This window comes from Pseudomonas sp. 8O, from assembly GCF_902506495.1.
GTDB classification, from domain to species: Bacteria; Pseudomonadota; Gammaproteobacteria; order Pseudomonadales; family Pseudomonadaceae; genus Aquipseudomonas; species Aquipseudomonas chaetocerotis.
Genome location: NZ_LR733264.1, coordinates 458,398 through 481,321 on the forward strand (window position 1 = coordinate 458,398; position 22,924 = coordinate 481,321).

General features: G+C 60.5%; 22 protein-coding genes. 17 read left to right on the top strand and 5 right to left on the bottom strand.

The features are described from left to right. Positions 1 to 68: 68 nt before the first annotated feature. Positions 69 to 413, bottom strand: coding sequence for a pentapeptide repeat-containing protein (locus GV002_RS04955; protein ID WP_160017315.1), 345 nt, complete (start codon positions 411 to 413; stop codon positions 69 to 71). An 87-nt stretch (positions 414 to 500) separates the two neighbouring features. Beyond that, entirely contained in the window at positions 501 to 2,063 is a 1,563-nt protein-coding gene (locus tag GV002_RS04960; RefSeq protein WP_160017316.1) for an AAA family ATPase, read from the bottom strand. A gap of 114 nt (positions 2,064 to 2,177) precedes the next feature. Here GV002_RS04960 and mrcB point away from each other — a divergent pair, with 114 nt between their 5' ends. The 3 genes from mrcB to GV002_RS04975 all read left to right on the top strand — a co-directional run bounded on the left by mrcB (position 2,178) and on the right by GV002_RS04975 (position 5,572). After that, the gene (mrcB, locus tag GV002_RS04965) at positions 2,178 to 4,496 is read left to right on the top strand and encodes a penicillin-binding protein 1B (protein ID WP_160017317.1); all 2,319 of its coding nucleotides are present in this window, start codon (positions 2,178 to 2,180) and stop codon (positions 4,494 to 4,496) included. 66 nt (positions 4,497 to 4,562) lie between these two features. Beyond that, a complete protein-coding gene (locus tag GV002_RS04970; RefSeq protein WP_160018876.1) occupies positions 4,563 to 5,243 on the top strand; it encodes a tetratricopeptide repeat protein in 681 nt (226 codons plus the stop codon). Beyond that, positions 5,243 to 5,572, top strand: coding sequence for a YqcC family protein (locus GV002_RS04975; protein WP_160017318.1), 330 nt, complete (start codon positions 5,243 to 5,245; stop codon positions 5,570 to 5,572). Before GV002_RS04970 ends, GV002_RS04975 begins: the two co-directional genes overlap by 1 nt. 18 nt (positions 5,573 to 5,590) lie before the next feature. On the opposite strand, the gene GV002_RS04980 is transcribed toward GV002_RS04975, so the two are convergent. After that, positions 5,591 to 6,025: a DUF4124 domain-containing protein gene (locus GV002_RS04980; RefSeq protein ID WP_160017319.1), complete on the bottom strand. Its 435-nt coding sequence runs from the start codon at positions 6,023 to 6,025 to the stop codon at positions 5,591 to 5,593. Positions 6,026 to 6,426: 401 nt separating this feature from the next. On the opposite strand from GV002_RS04980, the gene GV002_RS04985 reads away from it, so the two are divergent. Together GV002_RS04985 and ilvN are read left to right on the top strand one after the other, a co-directional pair. Then, positions 6,427 to 8,151 carry an acetolactate synthase 3 large subunit gene (locus GV002_RS04985; RefSeq protein ID WP_026088417.1) on the top strand — a complete coding sequence of 575 codons (1,725 nt, stop codon included), beginning with the start codon at positions 6,427 to 6,429 and terminating at the stop codon, positions 8,149 to 8,151. A 1-nt stretch (position 8,152) separates the two neighbouring features. Next, positions 8,153 to 8,644 carry an acetolactate synthase small subunit gene (gene ilvN / locus GV002_RS04990; RefSeq protein WP_160017320.1) on the top strand — a complete coding sequence of 164 codons (492 nt, stop codon included), beginning with the start codon at positions 8,153 to 8,155 and terminating at the stop codon, positions 8,642 to 8,644. Between the two features lie 52 nt (positions 8,645 to 8,696). On the opposite strand, the gene ilvY is transcribed toward ilvN, so the two are convergent. Beyond that, positions 8,697 to 9,578, bottom strand: a complete 882-nt coding sequence (gene ilvY / locus GV002_RS04995) for an HTH-type transcriptional activator IlvY (RefSeq protein ID WP_160017321.1) — start codon at positions 9,576 to 9,578, stop codon at positions 8,697 to 8,699. A gap of 126 nt (positions 9,579 to 9,704) precedes the next feature. Between ilvY and ilvC the strand changes: the two genes are divergently transcribed. From ilvC to thrC, 7 genes are all read left to right on the top strand, one after another. Continuing rightward, on the top strand, positions 9,705 to 10,721 hold the full coding sequence (ilvC, locus tag GV002_RS05000) for a ketol-acid reductoisomerase (RefSeq protein ID WP_037001483.1): 1,017 nt from the start codon (positions 9,705 to 9,707) through the stop codon (positions 10,719 to 10,721). A gap of 147 nt (positions 10,722 to 10,868) precedes the next feature. Beyond that, on the top strand, positions 10,869 to 11,684 hold the full coding sequence (pssA, locus tag GV002_RS05005; protein WP_160017322.1) for a CDP-diacylglycerol--serine O-phosphatidyltransferase: 816 nt from the start codon (positions 10,869 to 10,871) through the stop codon (positions 11,682 to 11,684). Positions 11,685 to 11,753: 69 nt separating this feature from the next. Beyond that, complete coding sequence (gene msrP, locus GV002_RS05010) at positions 11,754 to 12,764, top strand: protein-methionine-sulfoxide reductase catalytic subunit MsrP (RefSeq protein ID WP_046493275.1); 1,011 nt, start codon at positions 11,754 to 11,756, stop codon at positions 12,762 to 12,764. Beyond that, positions 12,764 to 13,390, top strand: a complete 627-nt coding sequence (gene msrQ / locus GV002_RS05015; RefSeq protein WP_160017323.1) for a protein-methionine-sulfoxide reductase heme-binding subunit MsrQ — start codon at positions 12,764 to 12,766, stop codon at positions 13,388 to 13,390. Before msrP ends, msrQ begins: the two co-directional genes overlap by 1 nt. Positions 13,391 to 13,860: 470 nt before the next feature. Then, complete coding sequence (locus tag GV002_RS05020) at positions 13,861 to 14,586, top strand: thioredoxin fold domain-containing protein (protein ID WP_160017324.1); 726 nt, start codon at positions 13,861 to 13,863, stop codon at positions 14,584 to 14,586. Between the two features lie 248 nt (positions 14,587 to 14,834). Further along, the gene (locus GV002_RS05025; RefSeq protein ID WP_046492776.1) at positions 14,835 to 16,139 is read left to right on the top strand and encodes a homoserine dehydrogenase; all 1,305 of its coding nucleotides are present in this window, start codon (positions 14,835 to 14,837) and stop codon (positions 16,137 to 16,139) included. A gap of 58 nt (positions 16,140 to 16,197) precedes the next feature. Beyond that, the gene (gene thrC, locus GV002_RS05030) at positions 16,198 to 17,607 is read left to right on the top strand and encodes a threonine synthase (protein ID WP_160017325.1); all 1,410 of its coding nucleotides are present in this window, start codon (positions 16,198 to 16,200) and stop codon (positions 17,605 to 17,607) included. Positions 17,608 to 17,664: 57 nt separating this feature from the next. Here thrC and GV002_RS05035 read toward each other — a convergent pair whose 3' ends face one another. After that, positions 17,665 to 17,916, bottom strand: a complete 252-nt coding sequence (locus tag GV002_RS05035; RefSeq protein WP_046492792.1) for a hypothetical protein — start codon at positions 17,914 to 17,916, stop codon at positions 17,665 to 17,667. 294 nt (positions 17,917 to 18,210) lie between these two features. Here GV002_RS05035 and GV002_RS05040 point away from each other — a divergent pair, with 294 nt between their 5' ends. The 5 genes from GV002_RS05040 (at position 18,211) to GV002_RS05060 (ending at position 22,717) form a co-directional block, all read left to right on the top strand. Further along, complete coding sequence (locus GV002_RS05040; protein WP_160017326.1) at positions 18,211 to 18,831, top strand: YjfI family protein; 621 nt, start codon at positions 18,211 to 18,213, stop codon at positions 18,829 to 18,831. 14 nt (positions 18,832 to 18,845) lie between these two features. Next, on the top strand, positions 18,846 to 19,541 hold the full coding sequence (locus GV002_RS05045; protein ID WP_160017327.1) for a PspA/IM30 family protein: 696 nt from the start codon (positions 18,846 to 18,848) through the stop codon (positions 19,539 to 19,541). A gap of 67 nt (positions 19,542 to 19,608) precedes the next feature. Then, positions 19,609 to 20,250 carry an OB-fold-containig protein gene (locus tag GV002_RS05050; protein ID WP_160017328.1) on the top strand — a complete coding sequence of 214 codons (642 nt, stop codon included), beginning with the start codon at positions 19,609 to 19,611 and terminating at the stop codon, positions 20,248 to 20,250. A gap of 90 nt (positions 20,251 to 20,340) precedes the next feature. Next, a complete protein-coding gene (locus GV002_RS05055; protein WP_160017329.1) occupies positions 20,341 to 22,386 on the top strand; it encodes a flotillin family protein in 2,046 nt (681 codons plus the stop codon). Between the two features lie 91 nt (positions 22,387 to 22,477). Further along, on the top strand, positions 22,478 to 22,717 hold the full coding sequence (locus GV002_RS05060; RefSeq protein WP_160017330.1) for a hypothetical protein: 240 nt from the start codon (positions 22,478 to 22,480) through the stop codon (positions 22,715 to 22,717). Positions 22,718 to 22,924 lie beyond the last annotated feature (207 nt).

Below are 22,924 nucleotides of genomic sequence, written 5' to 3' on the forward strand. Positions count from 1 at the left end.
GTTGGCGTGCCTGCCAAAAAGTGTAGCGGCCAATTGCCTGAGTGCTTCGCGTCGTCATTCGTAGAGGTCTACTTGGTGCGATAGCGCAGGCGGGTACCGAAATTGACCGACATGAGAATCTCGTCAGCGGTCAGTTCGACGGGGAAGTAGGCGCCGGAAATCTGCGCGTGGGCCAGGCTGGCGCCTTCGATCCTGGCGTTACGGAAATCCAGGCCGCGCAGGTCAGCCCCACGGAAGTAGGCATCGGTGAAATTGACGGCGTCGGTGTCCATGTTGCGCAGATCGAGCCCGCGAAAGTCGCCACCGGACAGATCGACTTCCACGCCCTTCGGCTTCTGTGCATTGAAGCCCTTTACGTCGTCGTTGTGCAGGAGGTGGTAGAGCGGATGATCAAGCTGGCGTGGCTGACTCATGGCGGATACCGGTTATGGCTTCACCGGCAGTATAGAAGTCCTGCCAGGGTTTGCCTGGCAGGGCGTGCCAACTGCTTGGGGCGATGCTCAGATCCCAGGCAGTCGTTGGCGAATCCGCTCGACCAGGCTGTCCAGGCTTGCGCTGTCATGTGTGTCGACGCGCTTGCTGTGGCTCTGTTCCTCGTCGTCGAGCGGCTCGCGGCTGGCTTGCTGGGCCTGGATCACTTCCAGCGTCGCATCGGACGGATCCTGGCCTTCGCTGCGGCGCTGCTCCAGCCAGCTGGCGATCACGGCTTGCGGCGCATGGCAGTCGAGAATCAGGAAGGGCGCGCCGGTCTCTTCGGCTATTTCGCTGGCGGCCTGGCGTTGCGCTGCCTTGAGATAGGTTGCGTCGATCACCACGGGGAAGCCTGCCAGTAGTGTCTGGCGCGCCAGCTGATGCAGGCGCTGGTAGGTCGCCTGGCTGGCGTCAGCGCTGTAGATGCCGGCGGCCAACTGATCCTTGCCTTCGGCGCTCTGCTCGCCGAACAGGCGCTTGCGCTCGATGTCGGAGCGCAGGCGGATGGTGCCCAGCGCTTCCACCAGACGCATGGCGACGTGGCTCTTGCCGACTGCCGAGACACCATGGGTGATGGCCAGGAAAGGCGATGGAATGGCGCTGTAGCTCTCCGCCAGTGCGGCATAGCCACGGTACTGACGCAGGATCACCGCCCGCTGCACCGAGTCCTGTTCCTGCCCCAGGCGGAACAATGCGACTTTGCCGCGGACCATGGCGCGGTAAGCCTTGTAGAAGTTCAGCAGTTGCAGGGCTGCATAATCGCCAGTGCGTTCCAGCCAGCCGCTTATGAAGCGTCGGGCCAGGCACTTGAGGCCGCGGTCTTCGAGGTCCATGGCCAGGAAGGCGATATCTGCGGTGACGTCGGTGAAACGGAAGGGCTCGTTGAACTCGATGCAGTCGAACAGTACTACGCGGCCGTCGATCTGGGCGGCGTTACCCAGGTGAATGTCACCGTGGCATTCGCGAATGAACCCCTGCGCCTTGCGTTCGCTCAACAGTGGTTGCAGGCGTTCGTAGCTGGACTGGGCCCACGCCTCGAGGGCATCGAGTTGCTGCAGGTCTGCCTTCTCGCTGAGCATCGGGCGAATCTGCTCGAAATTCTGCTGCACCGGAACCATGACCGCTTCTGCACTACCCAGCGGATGTTCCTGCGGCACCTGCGGTGCGTCCAGGTGAAAGGTGGCGATCTGTTCGGCCAGGGCGTCGATATGAGCGTCGTTCAGCTCGCCGCGTGCCTGAATGGCGCTGAGCAGTTGTTCCTGCGGGAACTGGCGCATTTTCAGTGCGTATTCGATGGCGGGGGTGCTGCCGTCGAAGCTGGGAGCATTTTCACTACCACCGATCGGCAATACGTCCAGATACAAATCCTGGGTCAGGCGCTGGTTGAGGCGCAGCTCTTCTTCGCAGAAATGACGACGTGCATCCAGCTCGGTGAAGTCGAGAAAACCGAAGTTGACCGGCTTTTTGATCTTGTAGGCGTAGGGGCCAGTGAGCAAAATCCAGGAAATGTGGGTCTCAATGACCTGAAACCCATCCACGGGATGCGGATACAGGGCCGGGTTCTGCAATGCGGCAATCAGGGCTTGGCTCACGTTCGATCCTTGTTCTAGACGCTGTTCGAGCTGGGCATTATGGCCGCTGTGAGCTGCTCTGCAAACCATCCAGGCGGCCTGCTGGCCCCCATGTAAAGTGCGTATAATCCCGCCATGACTCGAAAACGCTCCCCCCGCTCAAACAAAAAATCCCGCTCATCCAGTATGCGTCCCTGGTTTGCCTGGGGCCTCAAGCTCGGTCTGGTTGGCCTGGTGATCCTGGCTGGCTTTGCCGTTTATCTCGATGCCGTGGTGCAGGAGAAGTTCTCCGGCAAGCGCTGGACGGTGCCCGCGAAAGTCTACGCCAGGCCGCTCGAACTCTTCGTCGGGCAGAAGCTGGCCAAGGACGATTTCCTGCGTGAACTCGATGCGCTGGGCTACCGCCGCGAGAGCGCAGTCAATGGGCCGGGCGCAGTGTCGGTGGCCGGTAACAATATCGAGCTGCACAGTCGCGGCTTTCAGTTTTATGAAGGTGCCGAACCGTCACAGAAGGTGCGCGTGCGTTTCTCTGGCGATTACGTTGCCGGTCTGACCCAGGCCAACGGCGGCAATCTTGCCGTGGCACGCTTGGAGCCGCTGCTGATTGGCGGGCTTTATCCGGCGCATCAGGAGGATCGCATCCTGATCAAGCTGGATCAGGTGCCGGCCTATCTGATCGATGCGCTGGTGGCGGTCGAGGATCGTGACTACTTCGATCACTTCGGCGTGTCGCCCAAGGGCATTGCCCGAGCGATGTGGATCAACGCCACGTCCGGGCGCCTGGTGCAAGGCGGCAGTACTCTGACCCAGCAGTTGGTGAAGAACTTCTACCTGACCAACGAACGCACCCTGGTGCGTAAAGCCACCGAAGCGATGATGGCGGTGCTGCTCGAGCTGCACTACGACAAGCGCGAGATTCTCGAAGCCTATATGAACGAGGTATTTCTCGGGCAGGATGGCCAGCGCGCGGTGCATGGCTTCGGTCTGGCCAGCCAGTATTTCTTCAGTCAGCCGGTTTCCGAGCTGAAGCTGGAGCAGGTCGCGCTGCTGGTGGGCATGGTCAAGGGCCCCACCTACTTCAACCCACGGCGCAATCCCGAGCGAGCGCTGGCGCGCCGCAATCTGGTGCTCGATCTGCTTGCCGAACAAGGTTCGATCACCCCTGAGGAAGCGGCAGCAGCCAAACAGAAACCGCTCGGCGTGAGCTCGCGCGGCAGCATGGCTGACAGCTCGTTTCCGGCGTTCCTCGATCTGGTCAAGCGTCAGCTGCGTGAAGATTATCGTGAGCAGGATCTGACTGAAGAAGGCCTGCGTATCTTCACCAGCTTCGATCCGATTCTGCAGCTCAAGGCCGAAGAGGCGCTGGCCGAGACGCTCAAGCGCCTGGCCGGGCGCAAGGGCGTGGATGAAGTGCAGGCCGGTATGGTAGTGACCAACCCCGAGACCGGGGAAATTCAGGCATTGATCGGCAGCCGCCAGCCACGCTTTGCCGGCTTCAACCGTGCGCTGGACGCCGTAAGGCCGATCGGTTCGCTGATCAAGCCGGCGATTTACCTGTCTGCATTGGAGCGTCCGAGTCAGTACACCCTGACCAGTTGGCTGGAGGATGAAGCGTTCTCCATCAAGGGCCAGGATGGCCAGGTCTGGACGCCACAAAATTACGACCGCAAGGCTCATGGCACCATCTACCTGTATCAGGGGTTGGCGCAGTCCTACAACCTGTCCACGGCCAAGCTCGGCCTGGAGATCGGCGTGCCCAATGTGCTCAAGACGCTCGAGCGACTGGGCGTCGAGCGCAAGTGGCCGGCCTATCCGTCGATGCTGCTTGGTGCGGGGGCTCTGACGCCGATGGAAGTGGCAGGTATGTACCAGACTCTGGCCAACGGAGGCTTCAATACGCCCTTGCGTGGCATTCGCAGTGTGCTGACAGCCGACGGCGAACCGCTCGGTCGTTATCCATTCCAGATCCAGCAGCGCTTCGATCCGGGTGCCATCTATCTGGTGCAGAACGCCATGCAGCGCACCATGCGTGAAGGCACTGGTCGTTCGGTATACAGCCAGCTGCCCAGCTCGCTGAACCTGGCGGGCAAGACCGGTACCAGTAATGACTCCCGCGACAGCTGGTTCGCTGGCTTCAGTCAGGATCTACTGTCGGTGGTGTGGCTGGGGCGTGACGACAACGGTCCGACCCCGTTGACCGGCGCGACCGGCGCCCTGCAGGTCTGGACCGGGTTCATGCGCAAGGCGGATCCGCTGCCGCTGGATATGCCGATGCCGGACAACGTCACCCAGGCCTGGGTGGATCGTCAGACGGGTCTGGGCTCGGCTTCGGGCTGCCCGAATGCGGTACAGATGCCTTATATTCGCGGCAGTGAACCTGCCGCCGGTTCCGCGTGCGGTATCCAGGCGCCAGTCGATTCGGTGATGGACTGGGTGCGAGGCTGGTTGGAATAACGGCCGGGTCGAGTGATTCGGTGTGACCTAAGAGGATTGGATGTGAACAAGAAGTGGCTTGCCACTATGCTGGCAACGGCGGTGTTGAGTGGTTGCAGTACGGTGCCGCAGGGTTCGATCCCGGTGATCGACGCCGGCTCTCCGCTGTCTTCGGGCGGGGCTGGCCCGGCGACTGGTCCGGGGCCTGCAGCTGCACCGCAGCGTATCGAGGAAGATTCCGGTGTAGTTGTGATGGTGCCGCAGGGAGCTGTCTCGACGCCGTTGCAGACCGACTCTCAGCCGATCACCTCCAGTGGCGGACTGACCTTCGACCCGCCCGTGCCCAGTCAACCGTCTGCACCGAGCCAGGGCAGCTTCGGCTCTTCGGCGCCGAGCATGCCTAGCGGCATTCCCAGTGGCGGCGGCCTGGCTGCAGACGAGCAACTGGATGGCCCGGTTCTCGCGCTGCTGACCACCGCTCAACAGCAGCAGGGCGGTGGCGATCTGAATGGCGCCGCCTCCAGTCTGGAGCGTGCCCAGCGCATCGCGCCGCGTGAGCCGCAGGTGCTTTACCGTCTTGCCGAGGTTCGCCTGGCGCAGGGCGATGCTGCCCAAGCCGAGCAGTTCGCCCGTCGTGGCCTGACTTACGCCAACGGTCGTCCGGCGTTGCAAGCCAGTCTGTGGGACCTGATCGCGCAGGCTCGCGAGCGTCAGGGGGATCCTGCTGGTGCTGCCCAGGCCCGTGAACGCGCACGAGTCAACCTCTGATGGATGCTCGCGCAAGCGCACTGGCCGAACACCTGCTGCTGATCGAGCGTGAGTTGCGTGTGCAGGGTTGGTGGCAGGAGGAGGCTCCGAGCGCCGAGGCCCTGGCCAGCCCGGAACCGTTCTGCGTCGATACGCTGGCGTTCGAGCAATGGCTGCAGTGGATTTTTCTGCCGCGTATGAAGGTTCTGCTGGAAACCGGCGCCGCGTTGCCCTCGGTATCAGGCATTCAGGCCATGGCAGAGATGGTCTATCAGCAGCAGCCGAGCACTGCGCGTCGGTTGCTTGAGCTGCTCGGCGAGTTCGATCGCCTACTTACGCGCACGCCTTGAGGGCGTGCGCGTCGTCCATTATTTGCAGTTTTCTGCGATGGACTTTTTCAGCTCGGTGATGCGTTCCTGCCGTTCGTTCTCGTCAATGCGGCGAACCTCGCCACCGTCCTCGATGCGCAGGCGAGGATTGTTTTCCAACTGAGCCAGGTTGGTGCGGGCGTTCTCACAGTACTGCCTGCGCTCGGCTTCCTGCTTCGCGACATCTTCCTTGACCTTCTTGTCGATGGCAGCCTGTTCGGGGTCGAGCTGCTCTTCGATGCTCGGCGCCGGTGTGCTGGGCGCCTGACGGGGAGGTGGGGCGGCGGTATTGATGGTCGTGGCTTCTTGGCCTTGCGGAGGTTGCGCGCCGAAATGGGTCACGCCTTGGTCATCTACCCACTTGTAAACCTGGCTGGCCATGGCGGCCGTGCTCAAAGCGAGCATCAGGGTGCCAGTAAGAATCATGTGGCGCATGCTGTTTCCTTTATCGAGAGCGGCGGTACTGAAGGTTACTATAACCAAAAGTCGGCAATCTTCATTCTGCGCTGCGTCACAGCAGCAGGTTGAATAATAGGTTAGCCATCTCTTGACTTGCCCTCGCCGAACCCGAACAATCCAGCCTTCCCCCGTAGTGGAGTCCGCCGCAAGCGTCCTCCAGCTCGGGGAAAAGAGGCGCTACCCGCGCCGAACCGTGACACCCGCAACGCGTTACCTCGCGCTGGGAGGGTCGGCCCCGCAAGACCATGGGCTGCTCCGTTACTCGTCAAGCTGATGTTCCGAATCCACGATCACCGTCGTGCGTGTCCGCTGACAGTAAGACCTACTTAGGGCTACCCGTTGTCGGGTGGCATACTGGCGTTCAAGAGGTGAACAACGTGGAGCTTTTATCCGGCGCTGAAATGGTCGTCCGCTTCCTGCGTGACGAAGGCGTTAAGCATATCTATGGGTACCCCGGTGGTGCTCTCCTGCATATTTACGATGCCCTGTTCAAAGAACCGGAAGTGACTCACATTCTGGTCCGTCATGAACAGGCAGCGACCCATATGGCTGACGGCTATGCCCGCGCCACCGGCAAGGCCGGTGTGGTGCTGGTGACCTCTGGCCCCGGCGCGACCAATGCCATCACCGGTATTGCCACCGCCTACATGGACTCCATTCCGATGGTGGTGATCTCCGGCCAGGTGCCGAGCGCCATGGTCGGCACCGATGCCTTCCAGGAAACCGACATGGTCGGTATTTCCCGTCCGATCGTGAAGCACAGCTTCATCATCAAGCACCCGTCGGAAATCCCCGAAGTGCTGAAGAAGGCGTTTTACCTCGCCGAATCCGGTCGTCCCGGTCCGGTCGTGGTCGACATTCCGAAGGACATGGGTGATCCCACCCAGAAGTTCGAGTACGTCTATCCGAAGAAGGTCAAGCTGCGTTCCTACAGCCCGGCGGTGCGTGGCCACTCCGGCCAGATCCGCAAGGCTGCCGAGATGCTCCTGGCCGCCAAGCGTCCCGTCATGTACTCCGGTGGTGGCGTGATCATGGGCGGTGCTTCTGCGCCGCTGACCGAGCTGGCGCAGATGCTCAACCTGCCGGTGACCAACACCCTGATGGGCCTTGGTGGCTACCCGGGTACCGACCGCCAATTCATCGGCATGCTCGGTATGCACGGCAGCTACACCGCCAACCTGGCGATGCACCATGCCGACGTGATCCTGGCTGTCGGTGCGCGCTTCGATGACCGTGTGATCAACGGTGCGGCCAAGTTCTGCCCGAACGCCAAGATCATCCATATCGACATCGACCCGGCTTCGATCTCCAAGACCATCAAGGCCGACATCCCGATCGTTGGCCCGGTGGACAGCGTGCTGACCGAGATGGTCGCCATCCTCAAGGAAATCGGCGAAACCCCGAATAAGGACACCGTTGCCAGCTGGTGGAAGCAGATCGAAGAGTGGCGTGGTAGCGGCCGTCTGTTCCCTTACAACGAGGGCGACGGTTCGATCATCAAGCCGCAGACCGTGATCGAAACCCTGTGTGACGTGACCAAGGGCGATGCCTTCATCACCTCCGATGTCGGTCAGCACCAGATGTTCGCTGCGCAGTATTACCGATTCAACAAGCCCAATCGCTGGATCAACTCCGGCGGCCTGGGCACCATGGGCTTCGGTTTCCCTGCTGCGATGGGCATCAAGCTGAACTTCCCGGAAGCCGACGTGGCGTGCGTCACCGGCGAGGGCAGCATCCAGATGAACATCCAGGAGCTGTCGACCTGCCTGCAGTACGACCTGCCGGTGAAGATCGTCAACCTGAACAACGGCACCCTCGGCATGGTTCGCCAATGGCAGGACATGCAGTACAACAGCCGTTATTCGCACTCCTACATGGAGTCGCTGCCGGACTTCGTCAAACTGGCTGAGGCCTATGGCCATGTCGGCATGCGCATCACTTCGCTGAAGGACCTCAAGCCCAAGCTGGAGGAAGCCTTCGCCCTGAAGAATCGCCTGGTGTTCCTCGACATCGCGGTGGATTCCAGCGAGCACGTCTACCCGATGCAGATCAGAGACGGTGCGATGCGTGACATGTGGCTGAGCAAGACGGAGCGGACCTAAGATGCGACACATCATTTCCCTGCTGCTGGAAAACGAGCCGGGCGCTCTGTCGCGCGTGGTTGGTCTTTTCTCCCAGCGTAACTACAACATCGAAAGCCTCACCGTTGCGCCAACCGAGGATCCGACGCTGTCGCGTCTGACCCTCACTACCGTTGGTCAGGATGAGGTGATCGAGCAGATCACCAAGAACCTCAACAAGCTGGTCGAGGTGGTCAAGCTGGTCAATCTGTCGGAAAGCGCCCACATCGAGCGCGAGCTGATGCTGGTGAAGATCAAGGCCACCGGCGCTCAGCGTGCCGAGGTCAAGCGTACTACCGACATCTTCCGCGGCCAGATCGTGGATGTGACCAGCAGCGTCTACACCGTGCAGCTGACCGGTACCACCGACAAGCTGGACAGCTTCATTCAGGCCGTCGGTACTGCGTCGATCCTGGAAACTGTACGCAGTGGTGTCACGGGCATCGCGCGCGGCGACAAGGTACTGAGTATCTGATCGCTGTGGCGAACAAAACCCCGCTTGGTGCGGGGTTTTTTATTGCTCGAATTCAGCGTTGGCGATTCCAGAAGGCCGCGATCAGCGGATCCTTGAGGCGCTTTTCCAGTGCGAACAGACCAATGTCATAGGCGGTGAGCGGTGGCTGGATATCGTAGATACGGATGCGGGCAGTCAGCGGGCTGTTGTCCAGCACGATCTGTGGCACCACCCCGATACCGAAGCCCAGACTGACCATGCTGACGATCGCTTCGTTGCCGCTGACCTGGGCATAGATGCGCGGTTTGATGTTGTGGCTTTTCAGCCAGCGGTCGGTGCGTGTCCGGGCCAGGCCTTCCTCGGAGAGAATCATCGGCACGTCCTTCCATCTCTCCGAAGTTGGGTTGCGCAGTTGTTCTTCGTTCAACAACTGGGGAGCCTGTGGACCGATGAAGCGCAATTCCGAGCGCGTGATCGACTGAAACTCCACTCCGCTCGGCAGGCTGTCGGGGAGGGCGCCAATGGCCAGGTCCTCCAGTCCTTGCTGCACCCGTTCGACGGCTTTCGCCGGGTCGCCGGTATGCAGTTTCATTTCGATGCGTGGGTAGTCCTGGCGAAAGCTGCTGAGAATGTCATAGAGGAAGCTGTAGCTTGCCGTGACCGAGCAATACAGCGACAGCTCGCCGTGCAGATTCAACTGGTCCTGCATGAAGGTCTGGCGAATCGCCTGCCAACCATTGATGACCTCGCTCGCGTATTCGCGAAACTGCTGGCCCTCGCGAGTCAGGCGGACCGAGCGGTTGTCGCGTACGAACAGCGCGGCACCGAGTTCGTCCTCGAGCTGTTTGATGCTGCGGCTGAGCGCGGAAGGGCTGACGTGCTGTTCGCGGCTGGTTCGACCGAAGTGCAGGTTGTCTGCCAGGGAGAGAAAAAGCCTGAGGGAATGGCTGTCCATTTATGTTTCATATATCGGCATGTTGTGTTGCAAATATATCATTTTACGCAATGGTGAGGATCACTTAAGGTGTCTCCGTCGTGGTGCCTCGCACCCCATCCCTTTCGATTCAAAAGAGCCAAGAACATGAAAGTTTATTACGACAAAGATTGCGACCTCTCCATCATCCAGGGCAAGAAAGTCGCCATCATCGGTTACGGCTCCCAGGGCCACGCCCAGGCCTGCAACCTGAAGGATTCCGGCGTCGATGTCACCGTTGGCCTGCGTAAAGGCTCCGCTACCGTTGCCAAGGCTGAAGCTCACGGCCTGAAAGTTGCCGACGTGGCTTCTGCCGTCGCTGCCGCTGATCTGGTCATGATCCTGACCCCGGACGAATTCCAGGGCCAGCTGTACAAGAACGAGATCGAGCCGAACATCAAGAAGGGCGCCACCCTGGCCTTCTCCCACGGTTTCGCCATCCACTACAACCAGGTCGTTCCGCGTGCCGACCTCGACGTGATCATGATCGCGCCGAAGGCTCCGGGCCATACCGTACGTACCGAGTTCGTCAAAGGCGGCGGCATTCCTGATCTGATCGCCGTTTACCAGGACGCCTCCGGCAATGCCAAGAACGTCGCGCTGTCCTACGCTTCGGGCGTTGGTGGTGGTCGTACCGGCATCATCGAAACCACCTTCAAGGACGAGACCGAAACTGACCTGTTCGGTGAGCAGGCCGTTCTCTGTGGTGGCACCGTCGAGCTGGTCAAGGCCGGTTTCGAAACCCTGGTCGAAGCTGGCTATGCGCCGGAAATGGCCTACTTCGAGTGCCTGCACGAACTGAAGCTGATCGTTGACCTCATGTACGAAGGCGGCATCGCCAACATGAACTACTCGATCTCCAACAACGCCGAGTACGGCGAGTACGTGACCGGTCCGGAAGTGATCAACGCCGAATCCCGTCAGGCCATGCGCAACGCCCTCAAGCGCATCCAGGACGGCGAGTACGCCAAGATGTTCATCAGCGAAGGCGCCACTGGCTACCCATCGATGACTGCCAAGCGTCGTAACAACGCCGCTCATGGTATCGAAGTCATCGGCGAGCAGTTGCGCTCTATGATGCCGTGGATCGCTGCCAACAAGATCGTCGACAAGGCCAAGAACTAAGGTCTGCGATGTGCGAAAGAACGCGGCTATATGCCGCGTTTTTTCATTCTGTGGCGAGGCTTCTGGTATAAAGCCAGCTCGATGAGCGGCGAACTGAGTTCAGTCGCCCCGTTCGAAATTCGTCAAACCCGTTGCAAGGTGCTGTTCATGAGTGAAGGTCCCGAGGATCAAAAGCCGGCTGGCGACAACCTGGAAAGCCTGCTGCCGATCGACGAGCACATAGAGGAAGAGCAGGACGCGGAAGGGCGCAAGGTGCGTCACCGTGGCATCTACCTGCTGCCCAATCTGTTCACCACGGCAAACCTGTTCGCCGGTTTCTACTCCATCATCAACGCGATGAATGGCAATTTCTACGTGGCTGCCGCCGCGGTGTTCGTCGCCATGGTGCTCGACGGTCTGGATGGTCGCGTGGCGCGCCTGACCAACACGCAAAGTGCATTCGGCGCCGAGTACGATTCGCTCTCGGACATGGTGGCTTTCGGCGTTGCACCGGCTCTGCTCGCATTCGAATGGGCGCTGGGTAGCATGGGCAAGGTGGGCTGGATGGTCGCCTTCATCTATGTCGCTGGCGCGGCATTGCGCCTGGCGCGCTTCAATACGCAGATCGGCAGCGTCGACAAGCGCTACTTCATCGGTCTGGCCAGTCCGGCTGCCGCGGGTGTCGTTGCCGGAACGGTCTGGGCATTCAGCGACTTCGGCATCAAGGGCTCGAACATGTCCTTCGCCGTGGCGCTGCTCGTTGCCGCCGCTGGCTGCCTGATGGTCAGTAACATCAAGTACTACAGCTTCAAGGACCTGGACCTGAAGGGGCGCGTGCCCTTCGTGGCCATTCTGGCCGTGGTGTTGGTGTTCGCGGTGGTGTTCAGCGACCCACCCCGTATCCTGCTGCTGATCTTCCTGGCTTATGCGGCTTCCGGCCCGATCCAGTACCTGCTGCAATTGCGTCGTCGAAAATCTGTCTGACGCTGCTGTAATTTCCTCTGCGCTCCGTGGTCTACAGTTCGTTTCTCGAACTGTAGTCGCGGAGTCGTTATGCTCATCCGAGTTCCTCCTTCCTCTCGGGCCCTCGAGTCCGAAGTCACCCCCGAGTCGGTCTATCTCTCTCGTCGCAAGCTGATGCAGGGCTCGTTGGCGCTGGCGGCCATGGCTGCTATGCCGGGTCTGGCCAGTGCTGACGCTCAAGGTGTCTATGCCGATGTTGAGCCGTCGAAGGCACCGGGGTGGTTCGACGAGAAGCTGGCAGGCGCACGCTGGCAAGCAATCACTGCCAAGGGTGAAAGCATCACGCCCTTCAAGGATGCCACGCACTACAACAACTTCTATGAGTTCGGCACGGGTAAGGGCGACCCTGCAGCCAATGCCGGCAAGCTGCAGGTCGAGCCCTGGACGGTAATGGTCGATGGCGAGGTGAGCAATCCGGGGCGCTATTCCATCGAGGATCTGGTCAAGCCGCATGCATTCGAAGAGCGCATCTACAGGCTGCGCTGCGTCGAGGCCTGGTCCATGGTCATACCCTGGCTGGGCTTTCCTTTGGCTGATCTGCTCAAGCAGGTCGGGCCAACCTCGGCGGCGCGCTATGTGCGCTTCGAAACGCTGGTCGATCCTGAGCGCATGCCGGGCCAGCGCTCGGGTTTTTCGCTGATCGATTGGCCCTATGTCGAGGGGTTGCGTCTGGATGAGGCCATGCACCCGTTGGCTTTCATGGCCGTCGGCATGTACGGACGTGTTTTGCCTAACCAGAACGGGGCTCCCTTGCGCCTGGTAGTGCCTTGGAAGTACGGGTTCAAGAGCATCAAGTCCATTGTGCGTATCAGTTTGGTAAGTGAGGCACCCCAAACCACCTGGGAGCGCATCGCGCCGAACGAGTATGGTTTCTACGCCAACGTCAATCCGCAGGTGGACCACCCGCGTTGGTCGCAGGCGACCGAGCGGCGCCTGCCCAGTGGCCTGTTCAGTCCGAATGTGATCGATACCCGGATGTTCAATGGCTATGAGGAGGTCGCTGGTCTCTACACGGGGATGGATCTGGCGAGGTACTACTGATGCGCTACAGGCTCTGGCGTGTCGGCGTATTCCTGGCTGCATCGGTACCGCCGCTGTATTGGCTGTACTGCGCCGTCTTCAATCTGCTGGGGCCTGACCCCGGCAAGGTGCTGGTTGATAACCTGGGGCTCGGTGCTCTGATCCTTCTGCTGATCACCCTGGCGATGACGCCTTTGCAGCAGTTGACTCGCTGGGGAGGCTGGATTGCCGTGCGGCGACAGCTAGGGCTCTGGTGCTTTACCTATGTCGTCCTGCATCTATCTGGCTATGCCCTGTTTATCGCCGGGTTGCGTGTGGAACTGGTGCTGCGCGATCTTTCCGAGCGGCCCTACATAATCGTGGGGGCATTGGCTTTTATTGGCTTGCTTGCCCTGGCGGTTACTTCCAATCGCTTCAGCATCAGAAAGCTGGGCCGTAAGTGGAAGACGCTGCATCGTCTGGTTTACGCCATCCTGCTGCTGGCCTTGCTGCATATGCTCTGGGTGGTGCGGGCTGATCTGGGGGAGTGGCTCGCTTACGCGTTGATCGGTGGCGCGCTGCTGCTGATGCGTCTCTCCGCTGTCGCGGGCGCATTACAGAGAGCAGGCGTCCTTTTTCGAGAGAATCCAAAGAAAATTGAAATATAAGCTTGACGTGCATTCTGCTGGCGGTAGAATGCGCGCCACTTCAGCGATGAAGCTCTTCAAAAACTTCTTGTTAATCAATAAGTTAAGTTTAAAAGAGGGGTTGCAAAGCGAGGTGAGGCGTGTAGAACGCGGTACAGAACGTTTTCGATAGTCATGGCATTGATCCTTGTCGGTGGGGTGGTGATGGATTGGCTTGCTAATCTTTTGTGCGCTAACCGTTTCCATGGAGCGAACTATATTGCGCAAAACATTAGCGCGCAAGATAAATAAATGGAAGATTTGGTTATATGCTTTCCGTTTATTGGAATAAGTGTGGAGTGAGGGTGTGCATAAGGTGGGTCCGCTCGAGCGGGGATTGAGAGGTATGTCGTCCCGCTGATGCGCTGTCTGCTAGCTGGTCGGCTGTCTGGGGCGCCATCTGTGGTAGGCTGTAGCGATTTTCATCGGTCCGTCGTTCGACAGGAGTGTCCATGTCCCTGACCCGTATTTCCATTGCCCTGGCGCTTGCACTGGGCAGTAGTGCCACCCTGGCGGCTGATCCCGATCAGGTCATTCGTCAGACGCTGAAGTCGCTCGACGGCAGCTTGCCGATCGAGGCCATTGCCGAGAGCCCGATGCCCGGTGTCTATCAGGTTCAACTGCAAGGCGGTCGTCAGCTATACACCAGCGCTGATGGTCAGTTCCTGATTCAGGGCTATCTGTTCCAGGTCAAGGACGGCAAGGCCGTGAACCTGACCGAGATCGAAGAAAGCCGCGCCGTGGCCAAGCAGATCAACGCCATTCCGGCCAAGGAGATGGTGGTGTTCGCGCCGAAGGATCCGAAGACCCACATCACCGTGTTCACCGATACCGACTGTGGCTATTGCCAGAAACTGCATAGCGAAGTGCCGGAGCTCAATCGTCTGGGTGTCGAAGTGCGTTATGTCGCCTTCCCACGTCAGGGCCTGAACAGCCCTGCGGCCAAGGAGCTGGTCAGCGTCTGGTGTGCCAAGGATCAGCAGGACGCGATGAATCGCGCCAAGACTCGCCAGAGCGTAGCCGATGCGTCCTGCGATAATCCGGTGGCCAAGCAGTACCAGCTCGGTCAGATGATCGGGGTCAATGGCACGCCGGCCATCGTTCTGGCTAACGGCAAGATGATTCCGGGTTACCAGCCGGCGCCGCAGCTGGCCAAGATTGCGCTGGAGTCGAACTAAGAACCTATCCACGACCTGCTGCGCGTCGGCTCTGCTGCGTTAAAAACAGGCTCGGAATGCTCATTTACAATTCGTAAACTGCGCTTCCTCGCCTGTTTTTGCCTTGCATAGCTCTAGCTCGCGAGGTCGTGAATAGGTTCTGTGCACCGTGGATTGACTAACAAACAGCCGCTTCGTAAGGTGCGGCTCTTTATCTGCGGCCGGGGCATGCTCCGGCCGTTTCGTGCAGTGCTGATGGGGAATTGAGTGTGAAGCCGGTCAAAGTGGGCATCTGTGGGTTGGGCACCGTTGGTGGCGGTACGTTGAATGTACTCAAGCGCAATGCCGAAGAGATTACTCGGCGCGCCGGTCGCGGCATCGAGATTGCCCAGATCGCCATTCGTTCGCCCAAGCCTCAGTACGACACCACCGGCATTACCATGACCAGCGATGTGTTCGAGCTGGTGAACAATCCCGAGATCGACATCGTCATCGAGCTGATCGGCGGCTACACCCTGGCCAAGGAGCTGGTGCTCAAGGCCATCGAAAACGGCAAGCATGTGGTTACCGCGAACAAGGCGCTGATCGCCGTGCACGGTAACGAAATCTTCGCCAAGGCGCGTGAGAAGGGTGTGATCGTCGCCTTCGAAGCCGCCGTGGCTGGCGGTATCCCGGTGATCAAGGCGATCCGCGAAGGCCTGTCGGCCAACCGCATCAACTGGCTGGCCGGCATCATCAATGGCACCGGCAACTTCATCCTGACTGAAATGCGCGAGAAGGGCCGTGCCTTCGAGGACGTGCTCAAAGAAGCGCAGGCGCTGGGTTATGCCGAGGCCGATCCGACCTTCGATGTCGAAGGCATCGATGCCGCGCACAAGCTGACCATCCTGGCGTCCATCGCCTTCGGTATCCCGCTGCAGTTCGACAAGGCCTACACCGAAGGCATCACCAAGCTGACCACGGCCGACGTGAACTACGCCGAGGCGTTGGGCTATCGCATCAAGCACCTGGGCGTCGCTCGTCGCACCGAGGCGGGCATCGAGCTGCGCGTACACCCGACGCTGATCCCGGCCGACCGTCTGATTGCCAACGTCAATGGCGTGATGAATGCGGTGATGGTCAACGGCGATGCGGTTGGCAGCACCCTTTATTACGGCGCTGGCGCCGGCATGGAGCCAACCGCTTCGGCGGTGGTGGCTGATCTGGTGGACGTGGTGCGTGCGCTGACCACTGATCCGACCAATCGCGTGCCGCATCTGGCCTTCCAGCCGGACTCGCTGTCCGACCACCCGATCCTGTCGATCGAAGAGTGCGAAAGCGCCTACTACCTGCGCATCCAGGCCAAGGATCATCCGGGTGTGCTGGCTCAGGTGGCGAGCATCCTCTCCGAGCGTGGTATCAACATCGAATCGATCATGCAGAAGGAAGTCGAGGAGCAGGACGGTCTGGTGCCGATGATCCTTGTGACTCACCGTGTGGTCGAGGCGCGTATCATCGAAGCCATTGCCGCCATGGAGGCGCTGGATGGCGTGACCTCACCGGTCATGCGCCTGCGCGTCGAACAGCTCAATTAATCCCGTGTCCACCTGCAGGCCTCTGGTCTGCGGGTGCTGCAGAACGAAGGTTTATCCCATGCGCTATATCAGTACCCGCGGTCAGGCGCCGGCCCTGAATTTCGAAGATGTGCTGCTGGCTGGCCTGGCCAGCGATGGTGGCCTCTACGTACCGGAAAATCTGCCGCGTTTCACCGTCGAGGAAATCGCTTCCTGGGCGGGCCTGCCCTATCACGAGCTGGCTTTCCGGGTGATGCGCCCGTTCGTCGCCGGCTCCATTGCCGATGCCGACTTCAAGAAGATCCTCGAAGAAACCTATGGGGTGTTCGAGCACAACGCTGTCGCGCCGCTGCGTCAACTGAACGGCAACGAATGGGTCCTGGAGCTGTTCCACGGCCCGACCCTGGCGTTCAAGGATTTCGCCCTGCAACTGCTCGGCCGTCTGCTCGATCACGTACTGGCCAAGCGCGGTGAGCGCGTGGTGATCATGGGGGCTACCTCCGGCGACACCGGTTCGGCTGCCATCGAAGGCTGCAAGGCCTGCGACAACGTCGACATCTTCATCATGCACCCGCACAACCGCGTGTCCGAGGTGCAGCGCCGGCAGATGACCACCATCCTCGGCGACAACATCCATAACATCGCCATCGAGGGCAACTTCGATGACTGCCAGGAGATGGTCAAGGCCAGCTTCGCCGATCAGGGCTTCCTCAAGGGCACTCGCCTGGTGGCGGTCAACTCGATCAACTGGGCGCGGATCATGGCCCAGATCGTCTACTACTTCCATGCTGCGCTGCAGCTCGGCGCGCCGGCGCGTTCCATCGCTTTCTCGGTGCCGACCGGCAACTTCGGCGACATCTTCGCCGGCTACCTGGCACGCAACATGGGTCTGCCGGTCAGCCAGCTGATCGTCGCCACCAACCGTAACGACATCCTGCACCGCTTCATGAGCGGCAATCAGTACGTCAAGGAAACCCTGCACGCGACGCTGTCGCCGTCGATGGACATCATGGTCTCGTCCAACTTCGAGCGTCTGCTGTTCGACCTGCACGGTCGCAACGGTGCGGCCATTGCCAGTCTGATGGACCGCTTCAAGCAGGGCGGCGGTTTCAGTGTCGACGAAGATCGTTGGACCGAAGCGCGCAAGCTGTTCGATTCGCTGGCGGTGAACGACGAGCAAACCTGCGAGACCATCACCGAGGTGTATCGGGAGTGTGGCGAACTGCTCGACCCGCATACCGCCATTGGCGTGCGTGCCGCGCGTGAATGCCGCCGCAGCCTGGCTACGCCAATGGTGGTGCTGGGTACCGCGCACCCGGTCAAGTTTCCAGAGGCGGTGGAAAAGGCCGGCATCGACGCCGTGCCGGCGTTGCCTGCGCACCTGACCGATCTGTTCCAGCGTGAAGAGCGCTGCACGGTGCTGGCCAATGACCTGAAGGCCGTACAGCAGTTCGTTGCGGCTCACGGGAATCGCGGCAAGCCGCTCTGAGGTCTCTGTCCTGATGAAACCGGCGCCCCAGTGGCGCCGGTTTCGTTTGTGCGGGGCTCAAAGGGCGAAGATCAGAGCCAGAAGCGCCATCAGGATGATCAGGATCAGCCAGATCAGGGCGTTGAGGCGGCTGGCGCGAACGACGCCAGCGCCACGCAGGTGCACCGGGGGATCGTCTTCCAGGTACTGATCGATACGGCGTTCGGCTTCCTTCTGGTCGTTAGCCAGGTACTCGCTCAGCAGGTCGATGGCTGCCTGACGTTGATTGGCATGCACGAGCTGGCGTACTGCGGGTGGAAGTTCGTTCATGGCGCTGTCTGTCTCTCGGGTTGGCGGGGGCAGGGTCATAACTGCGACCCGGTTAGCGCTTTTTTTCGTGCGCAGTGCGAGCGTCTGCGGTTTAATTCGACACCTCGCGAATGGAAGCGTTTTGCTCGAGTCATGGATGAGCCCAAGTGCCTGTCTCTCTTCTTTACCCATTCTTGTCTGTTCTTCGGCTTTTTGCGCCGAGGATTGCGCCTGCGCGCTTATCTGACGAACGGCATCACATTTATTACATGTGATTACTTTACGGTTCACATGTAAGGGTCTAGGCTGCGATTCATGGACAACAAATCATCAGCCCATTACCAGCGTCTTTATCGTCAGCGTCTGCGTGAGCAGGGGTTGGTCAAGAAGGAAGTCTGGATCTTGCCCGAGCATGCGCCATTGCTGGTCGCGTTCGAGCGCAAACTGCGCCAGCCACAGTCGCTGCTGGCTTCGATGGAGAAGGAGGAGGGTATGAGCATGCCTCAAGTTTGGACCGCCCAGGCGCTGCATGAAGCGCTGGCGGCAACGGAACTGTTCCAAAGCGGTCAGGCCGGCGTCGAGCTGATTCAAGGCGCTGACGCCAGTCTGCACATCACCATGCGTGAGTACGGCGATCTGCCGCTATTCATCGCCGTGTTCGGTGAACAGATCATCGTCGAGGCGCTGCTCTGGCCGGCAGCGGACGTCAAGGATGCGGCGACCTTCAACGAAGAAGTGCTGCGTACCCACAAGTTGTTCCCGCTGTCGTCCATCGGCCTGGAAAAAATGGTCGACGGGCGTGACTGCTACACCATGTTTGGCGCTCTGAGTTCGTCTTCGACCCTGTCCGATGTGGTGTTCGAGATCGAATTGCTGGCGGATAACGTGATCAAGGCCACCGAGGCCTATGAAGGCTTTCTCAAGACCGGCGCCTGAGAGGAGATGAGACGATGAATGTCTGGAGCAAAATGCTGACGGCGCTGCGTGGCGGCGCCAATGAAGTAGGTGAGGCGGTGGTCGATGGTCAGGCCCTGCGTATCCTCGATCAGGAAATCCGCGACGCCGATGTCGAGCTGCGCAAGTCCAAGGAAGCGCTGGCCGAGATCATGGCCAGGCACAAGCTGGCCAGCGATAAGGTGACCAAGAGCGCGGTGAGCATTGCCGAGTACGAACAGTACGCGCTTAAGGCGCTGGACGCGGGCAACGAAACCCTGGCCAAGGAAGTCGCTGAGAAGATCGCCAACTTGGAAGTCGAGCAGGCCGGCGAGCGCGAGCAGGCCGAAGGCTTCGCCGCCAGCGTGGCGCAGCTGCGCAAGGCCGTGACCCAGGCCGAGGGCAACATCAAGCGTCTCAAGCAGCAGGTGGATACGGTCAAGGCCACCGAAAGCGTGCAGAAGGCGCAAATGGCCGTGGCCCAGCGCTACGGCGGCTCGCAAGCCAAGCTGCAGACCGCGGTCGAGTCGCTCGAACGGATCAAGCAGAAGCAGGCCGAGCGTGCAGCGAAGATGGAGGCTTCAGCCGAGCTTGCTGCCACCAGCGCGCCGGACGATTCGCTGGAAGCCAAGCTGCGCGCGGCCGGCATCAAGGCCGACAACGCCAGCGCCGACAGCGTGCTGGCGCGTCTGAAGGACAAGGCCAAGTCCTGATCAGGGCGCATTGAGCGACAGGCGCGAGTGATCGCGCCTGTCGTATGGATTCGGGAAAAGGAAAGCTATGGAACTCTTCCTGCAGACGGCTCTGTCATTCCCCACCGCCATCTACAGCTTTCTGCTGTGCGTGGCGGTCATCTACTGGCTGGTGGTTGCCGCCGGCTTGCTCGAGGTCGATTTGCTCGACGTCGAAGCCGATTCGATGATGGAGGGCAGCGGTCAGACCGAAGGCCTCGCCGGCTTGCTCTACAAACTCAAGCTCGATGGCGTGCCGGTCACTCTGGTGTTGACGCTGCTGTTCTTCTTTGCCTGGTTCGCCTGCTACTTCATCGAACTATGGCTGCTGCGTCACTTGCCGTTGGGCATTCTGCGTTACCCGCTTGGGCTGGTGGTCATCGCTGGCGCCTTCGTGCTGGCGGCACCGCTGTGCGCGGCGATCTGCCGGCCGCTGCGGCCGCTGTTTCACAAGGTCGAGGCGATCAGCAGCAAGTCGGTGCTGGGCCAGGTGGCCGTGGTGCGCAGTGGTCGCGTCACCGCCAATCATGGTGAGGCGGTGCTGGAAGATGGCGGCGCTGGTCTGATCTTGCGGGTACGTGCCGACGAAGCCTTGGGCTTCAAACGCGGCGACCGCGTGGTGCTGCTCGAATATCTGGCGGCCGAACACGCCTATCGCATCATCACCGAAGAAGAGTTCCGAGGCGTTTAGCCTCTGCCCACAATCCGTACGTAACACAGGGCAGGCAGAGTGGGGCATTACCCAACCTGCCTGCACAACTAGCAAAGGAGTAGAGCTGTAATGGAAAACGTCATTCCCTTCATCGTCGGGGCAGGGCTGGTCGTCCTCTTCATCATTGCCCTGATTGCCCTGTTCAAGGCCTTCTACATCAAGGTTCCGCAAGGCACCGCGCTGATCGTCAACGACATGAGCTCGACGCCCAAGGTGCATTTCACCGGCTCGCTGGTATACCCGGTGATCCACCTCAAGGAGTTCATGAAGATCTCCCTGATCACCCTGGAAGTCGACCGTCGCGCGAAGGATGGCCTGATCTGCCGCGACAACATGCGCGCCGATATCACCGTGGCCTTCTACCTGCGCGTCAACGAGACCCAGGAAGATGTACTCAAGGTGGCCAAGGCCATTGGCGTGGAGCGCGCTTCCGACCGTGGGGCAGTCAACGAACTGTTCAACGCCAAGTTCTCCGAAGCACTGAAGACCGTCGGCAAGCAGTTCGATTTCGTCCAGCTGTTCGAGAATCGCCAGGACTTTCGTGATCGTATCGTCGAGGTGATCGGCAACGATCTCAACGGCTACGTGCTCGAAGACGTGGCCATCGACTACTTGGAGCAGACGGCCAAGCACTCGCTGGACCCGAGCAACATCCTCGACGCCGAAGGTATCCGCAAGATCACCGAGCTGACCGCCGCGCAGAACGTCATCACCAACGAACTGGAGCGCAACGAAGAGCTGGCGATCAAGAAGAAGAACGTCGAGACCCGCGAGGCGACCCTGTCGCTGGAGCGCCAGCAGGCCGATGCCGAAGCGCGCCAGAAGCGCGAGATCGAAACCATCCAGGCTCGTGAGCAGGCCGAGACGCTCAAGGTCAAGGAAGAAGAGCGCCTCAAGGCCGAGCAGGCCCGTATCCAGACCCAGCAGGAGCTGGATATCCGCGCCGAGAACCACCAGCGCGAAGTGGAAGTGGCCCAGCAGAACCGCCAGCGTGCCGTGGTCATCGAGGTGGAAAAAGTCACCCGCGCCAAGGACCTGGAAGTGGTATCTCGCGAGCGCGAAGTCGAGCTGCAGCGCATCGAGAAAGAAAAGGCGCTTGAGGAAGAACGCAAGAATATCGCTGGCGTGATTCGCGAGCGCGTCGCGGTCGAGAAGACCGTGGCCCAGGAAGAAGAGCGCATCAAGGAAGTGCGTGAAGTGTCCGAAGCAGAGCGCATGAAGCAGGTCACCGTGCTCAATGCCCAGGCCGAAGCCGAGCAGGAGCTGGTGCGCCAGGTCAAGCAGGCCGAAGCCGACGAAACCCGTTCCAAGCACAAGGCGGTGGAAATCAACAACCTCGCTCAGGCCGAGCTGGAAGCGGCGGCCAAGAGCGCCGAAGCCAAGAAGAAAATGGCCGAAGGTATCGAGGCCGAGCGCGCTGCACCTGGCCTGGCCGATGCGCGCGTACGTGAAGTCACCGCTGCGGCCAAGGAGAAGGAAGGTCTGGCCGAGGCTCGCGTACAGGCCGAGCGCTTGATCGCCGAAGCCAAGGGCGAACAGGAGAAAGGTCTGGCACAGGCGCGCGTCATCGAGGCGCAGGCTGCTGCCAAGGAAAAAGACGGCCTGGCCGACGCCAAGGTACTGGAAGAGAAACTCGGCGCCCAGGCGCGCGGCGAAGAACAGCTGGGCGCGGCCAAGGCCAAGGCCACCCAGGATCTGGGCATGGCCGAAGCGCAGGTGCTGCTGGAGCGCCTGAACGCCGAAGCCGAAGGTCTGGGCAAGAAGTTCGGTGCTCTGGATTCGCTCAGCGACAACGCGCGTGCTCACGAAGAGTTCCGCATGCAGCTGGAGAAGAGCTTCGAGGAAGCCATGGCCGCCATTGCCGCCAACAAGGACATCGCCAAGGATCAGGCCGAGGTACTGGCCACCGCGCTGGCCAAGGCGAAGATCGAGATCGTCGGCGGCGAAGGCGACTTCTTCAACTCCTTTGCCAAGTCGCTGTCGGTGGGCAAGGCCATCGAAGGTGTGGTGGGCAAGAGCCCGGTGGTGCAGGACGTGCTGTCGCGCTTGCTGGCCGGCAAGGCGGCGCCCGCAGCGCCAGCGGCGGCGCCAAGCTCAGGCCCTGAGTCGGTCTGAGACCTTCATCCTGGGAGGCGCTTTAGCGGCGACAGTTGCGGCTGAAGCCCCTCCCACAGTGTCTACCCTTTGATCGAACAGGGAATATGCGATGTCAGAATCAAGAGACTACCTGGAGATGACCTTCCGCTCGATCCAGTGCTTCAGCAATGACGGTCGCCTGGATGCGCAGGAACTCCAAGCGCTGCTGGAAATCGCCGAGCGAGATGACGTAATCGACGACAACGAGGTGCGGGTGCTGCGCAAGATCATTGCCCAGGTGCGCCCAGAAGAGATCGATGTGGCGCTGCGCGACAAGATCGCCATCGTCGAGCAGAAGATCGGCGCCTAGCAGGTAGGGTGGACAATGCTCTTTTTGTCCACCATTGACGAGATCGGTGGACACGCTTCGCGTTGTCCACCCAGGCAACTCTCCCAGCTTGTTGGGTGGACTTCAGCCCACCAAGTTGGCCTTGAATGGTGAGCTGAAGCGGAGCGCCGCCCGGCCCCTGCGCGGATGCCGCCCGGCCTAACCTGCCAGCCCTTCTCCAGAGGGGCT

Bases quoted from the DNA above. Each gene is read 5' to 3' on its own strand.
- thrC (WP_160017325.1), top strand. From the start codon at position 16,198: ATGCGCTATATCAGTACCCGCGGTCAGGCGCCGGCCCTGAATTTCGAA.
- GV002_RS04955 (WP_160017315.1), bottom strand. From the start codon at position 413: ATGAGTCAGCCACGCCAGCTTGATCATCCGCTCTACCACCTCCTGCAC.
- GV002_RS05020 (WP_160017324.1), top strand. From the start codon at position 13,861: ATGTCCCTGACCCGTATTTCCATTGCCCTGGCGCTTGCACTGGGCAGT.
- ilvC (WP_037001483.1), top strand. From the start codon at position 9,705: ATGAAAGTTTATTACGACAAAGATTGCGACCTCTCCATCATCCAGGGC.
- GV002_RS05055 (WP_160017329.1), top strand. From the start codon at position 20,341: ATGGAAAACGTCATTCCCTTCATCGTCGGGGCAGGGCTGGTCGTCCTC.
- msrQ (WP_160017323.1), top strand. From the start codon at position 12,764: ATGCGCTACAGGCTCTGGCGTGTCGGCGTATTCCTGGCTGCATCGGTA.
- GV002_RS04975 (WP_160017318.1), top strand. From the start codon at position 5,243: ATGGATGCTCGCGCAAGCGCACTGGCCGAACACCTGCTGCTGATCGAG.
- pssA (WP_160017322.1), top strand. From the start codon at position 10,869: ATGAGTGAAGGTCCCGAGGATCAAAAGCCGGCTGGCGACAACCTGGAA.
- GV002_RS05035 (WP_046492792.1), bottom strand. From the start codon at position 17,916: ATGAACGAACTTCCACCCGCAGTACGCCAGCTCGTGCATGCCAATCAA.
- GV002_RS05040 (WP_160017326.1), top strand. From the start codon at position 18,211: ATGGACAACAAATCATCAGCCCATTACCAGCGTCTTTATCGTCAGCGT.
- GV002_RS04980 (WP_160017319.1), bottom strand. From the start codon at position 6,025: ATGCGCCACATGATTCTTACTGGCACCCTGATGCTCGCTTTGAGCACG.
- ilvN (WP_160017320.1), top strand. From the start codon at position 8,153: ATGCGACACATCATTTCCCTGCTGCTGGAAAACGAGCCGGGCGCTCTG.
- ilvY (WP_160017321.1), bottom strand. From the start codon at position 9,578: ATGGACAGCCATTCCCTCAGGCTTTTTCTCTCCCTGGCAGACAACCTG.
- GV002_RS05060 (WP_160017330.1), top strand. From the start codon at position 22,478: ATGTCAGAATCAAGAGACTACCTGGAGATGACCTTCCGCTCGATCCAG.
- mrcB (WP_160017317.1), top strand. From the start codon at position 2,178: ATGACTCGAAAACGCTCCCCCCGCTCAAACAAAAAATCCCGCTCATCC.
- GV002_RS05045 (WP_160017327.1), top strand. From the start codon at position 18,846: ATGAATGTCTGGAGCAAAATGCTGACGGCGCTGCGTGGCGGCGCCAAT.
- GV002_RS05050 (WP_160017328.1), top strand. From the start codon at position 19,609: ATGGAACTCTTCCTGCAGACGGCTCTGTCATTCCCCACCGCCATCTAC.
- GV002_RS04970 (WP_160018876.1), top strand. From the start codon at position 4,563: ATGCTGGCAACGGCGGTGTTGAGTGGTTGCAGTACGGTGCCGCAGGGT.
- msrP (WP_046493275.1), top strand. From the start codon at position 11,754: ATGCTCATCCGAGTTCCTCCTTCCTCTCGGGCCCTCGAGTCCGAAGTC.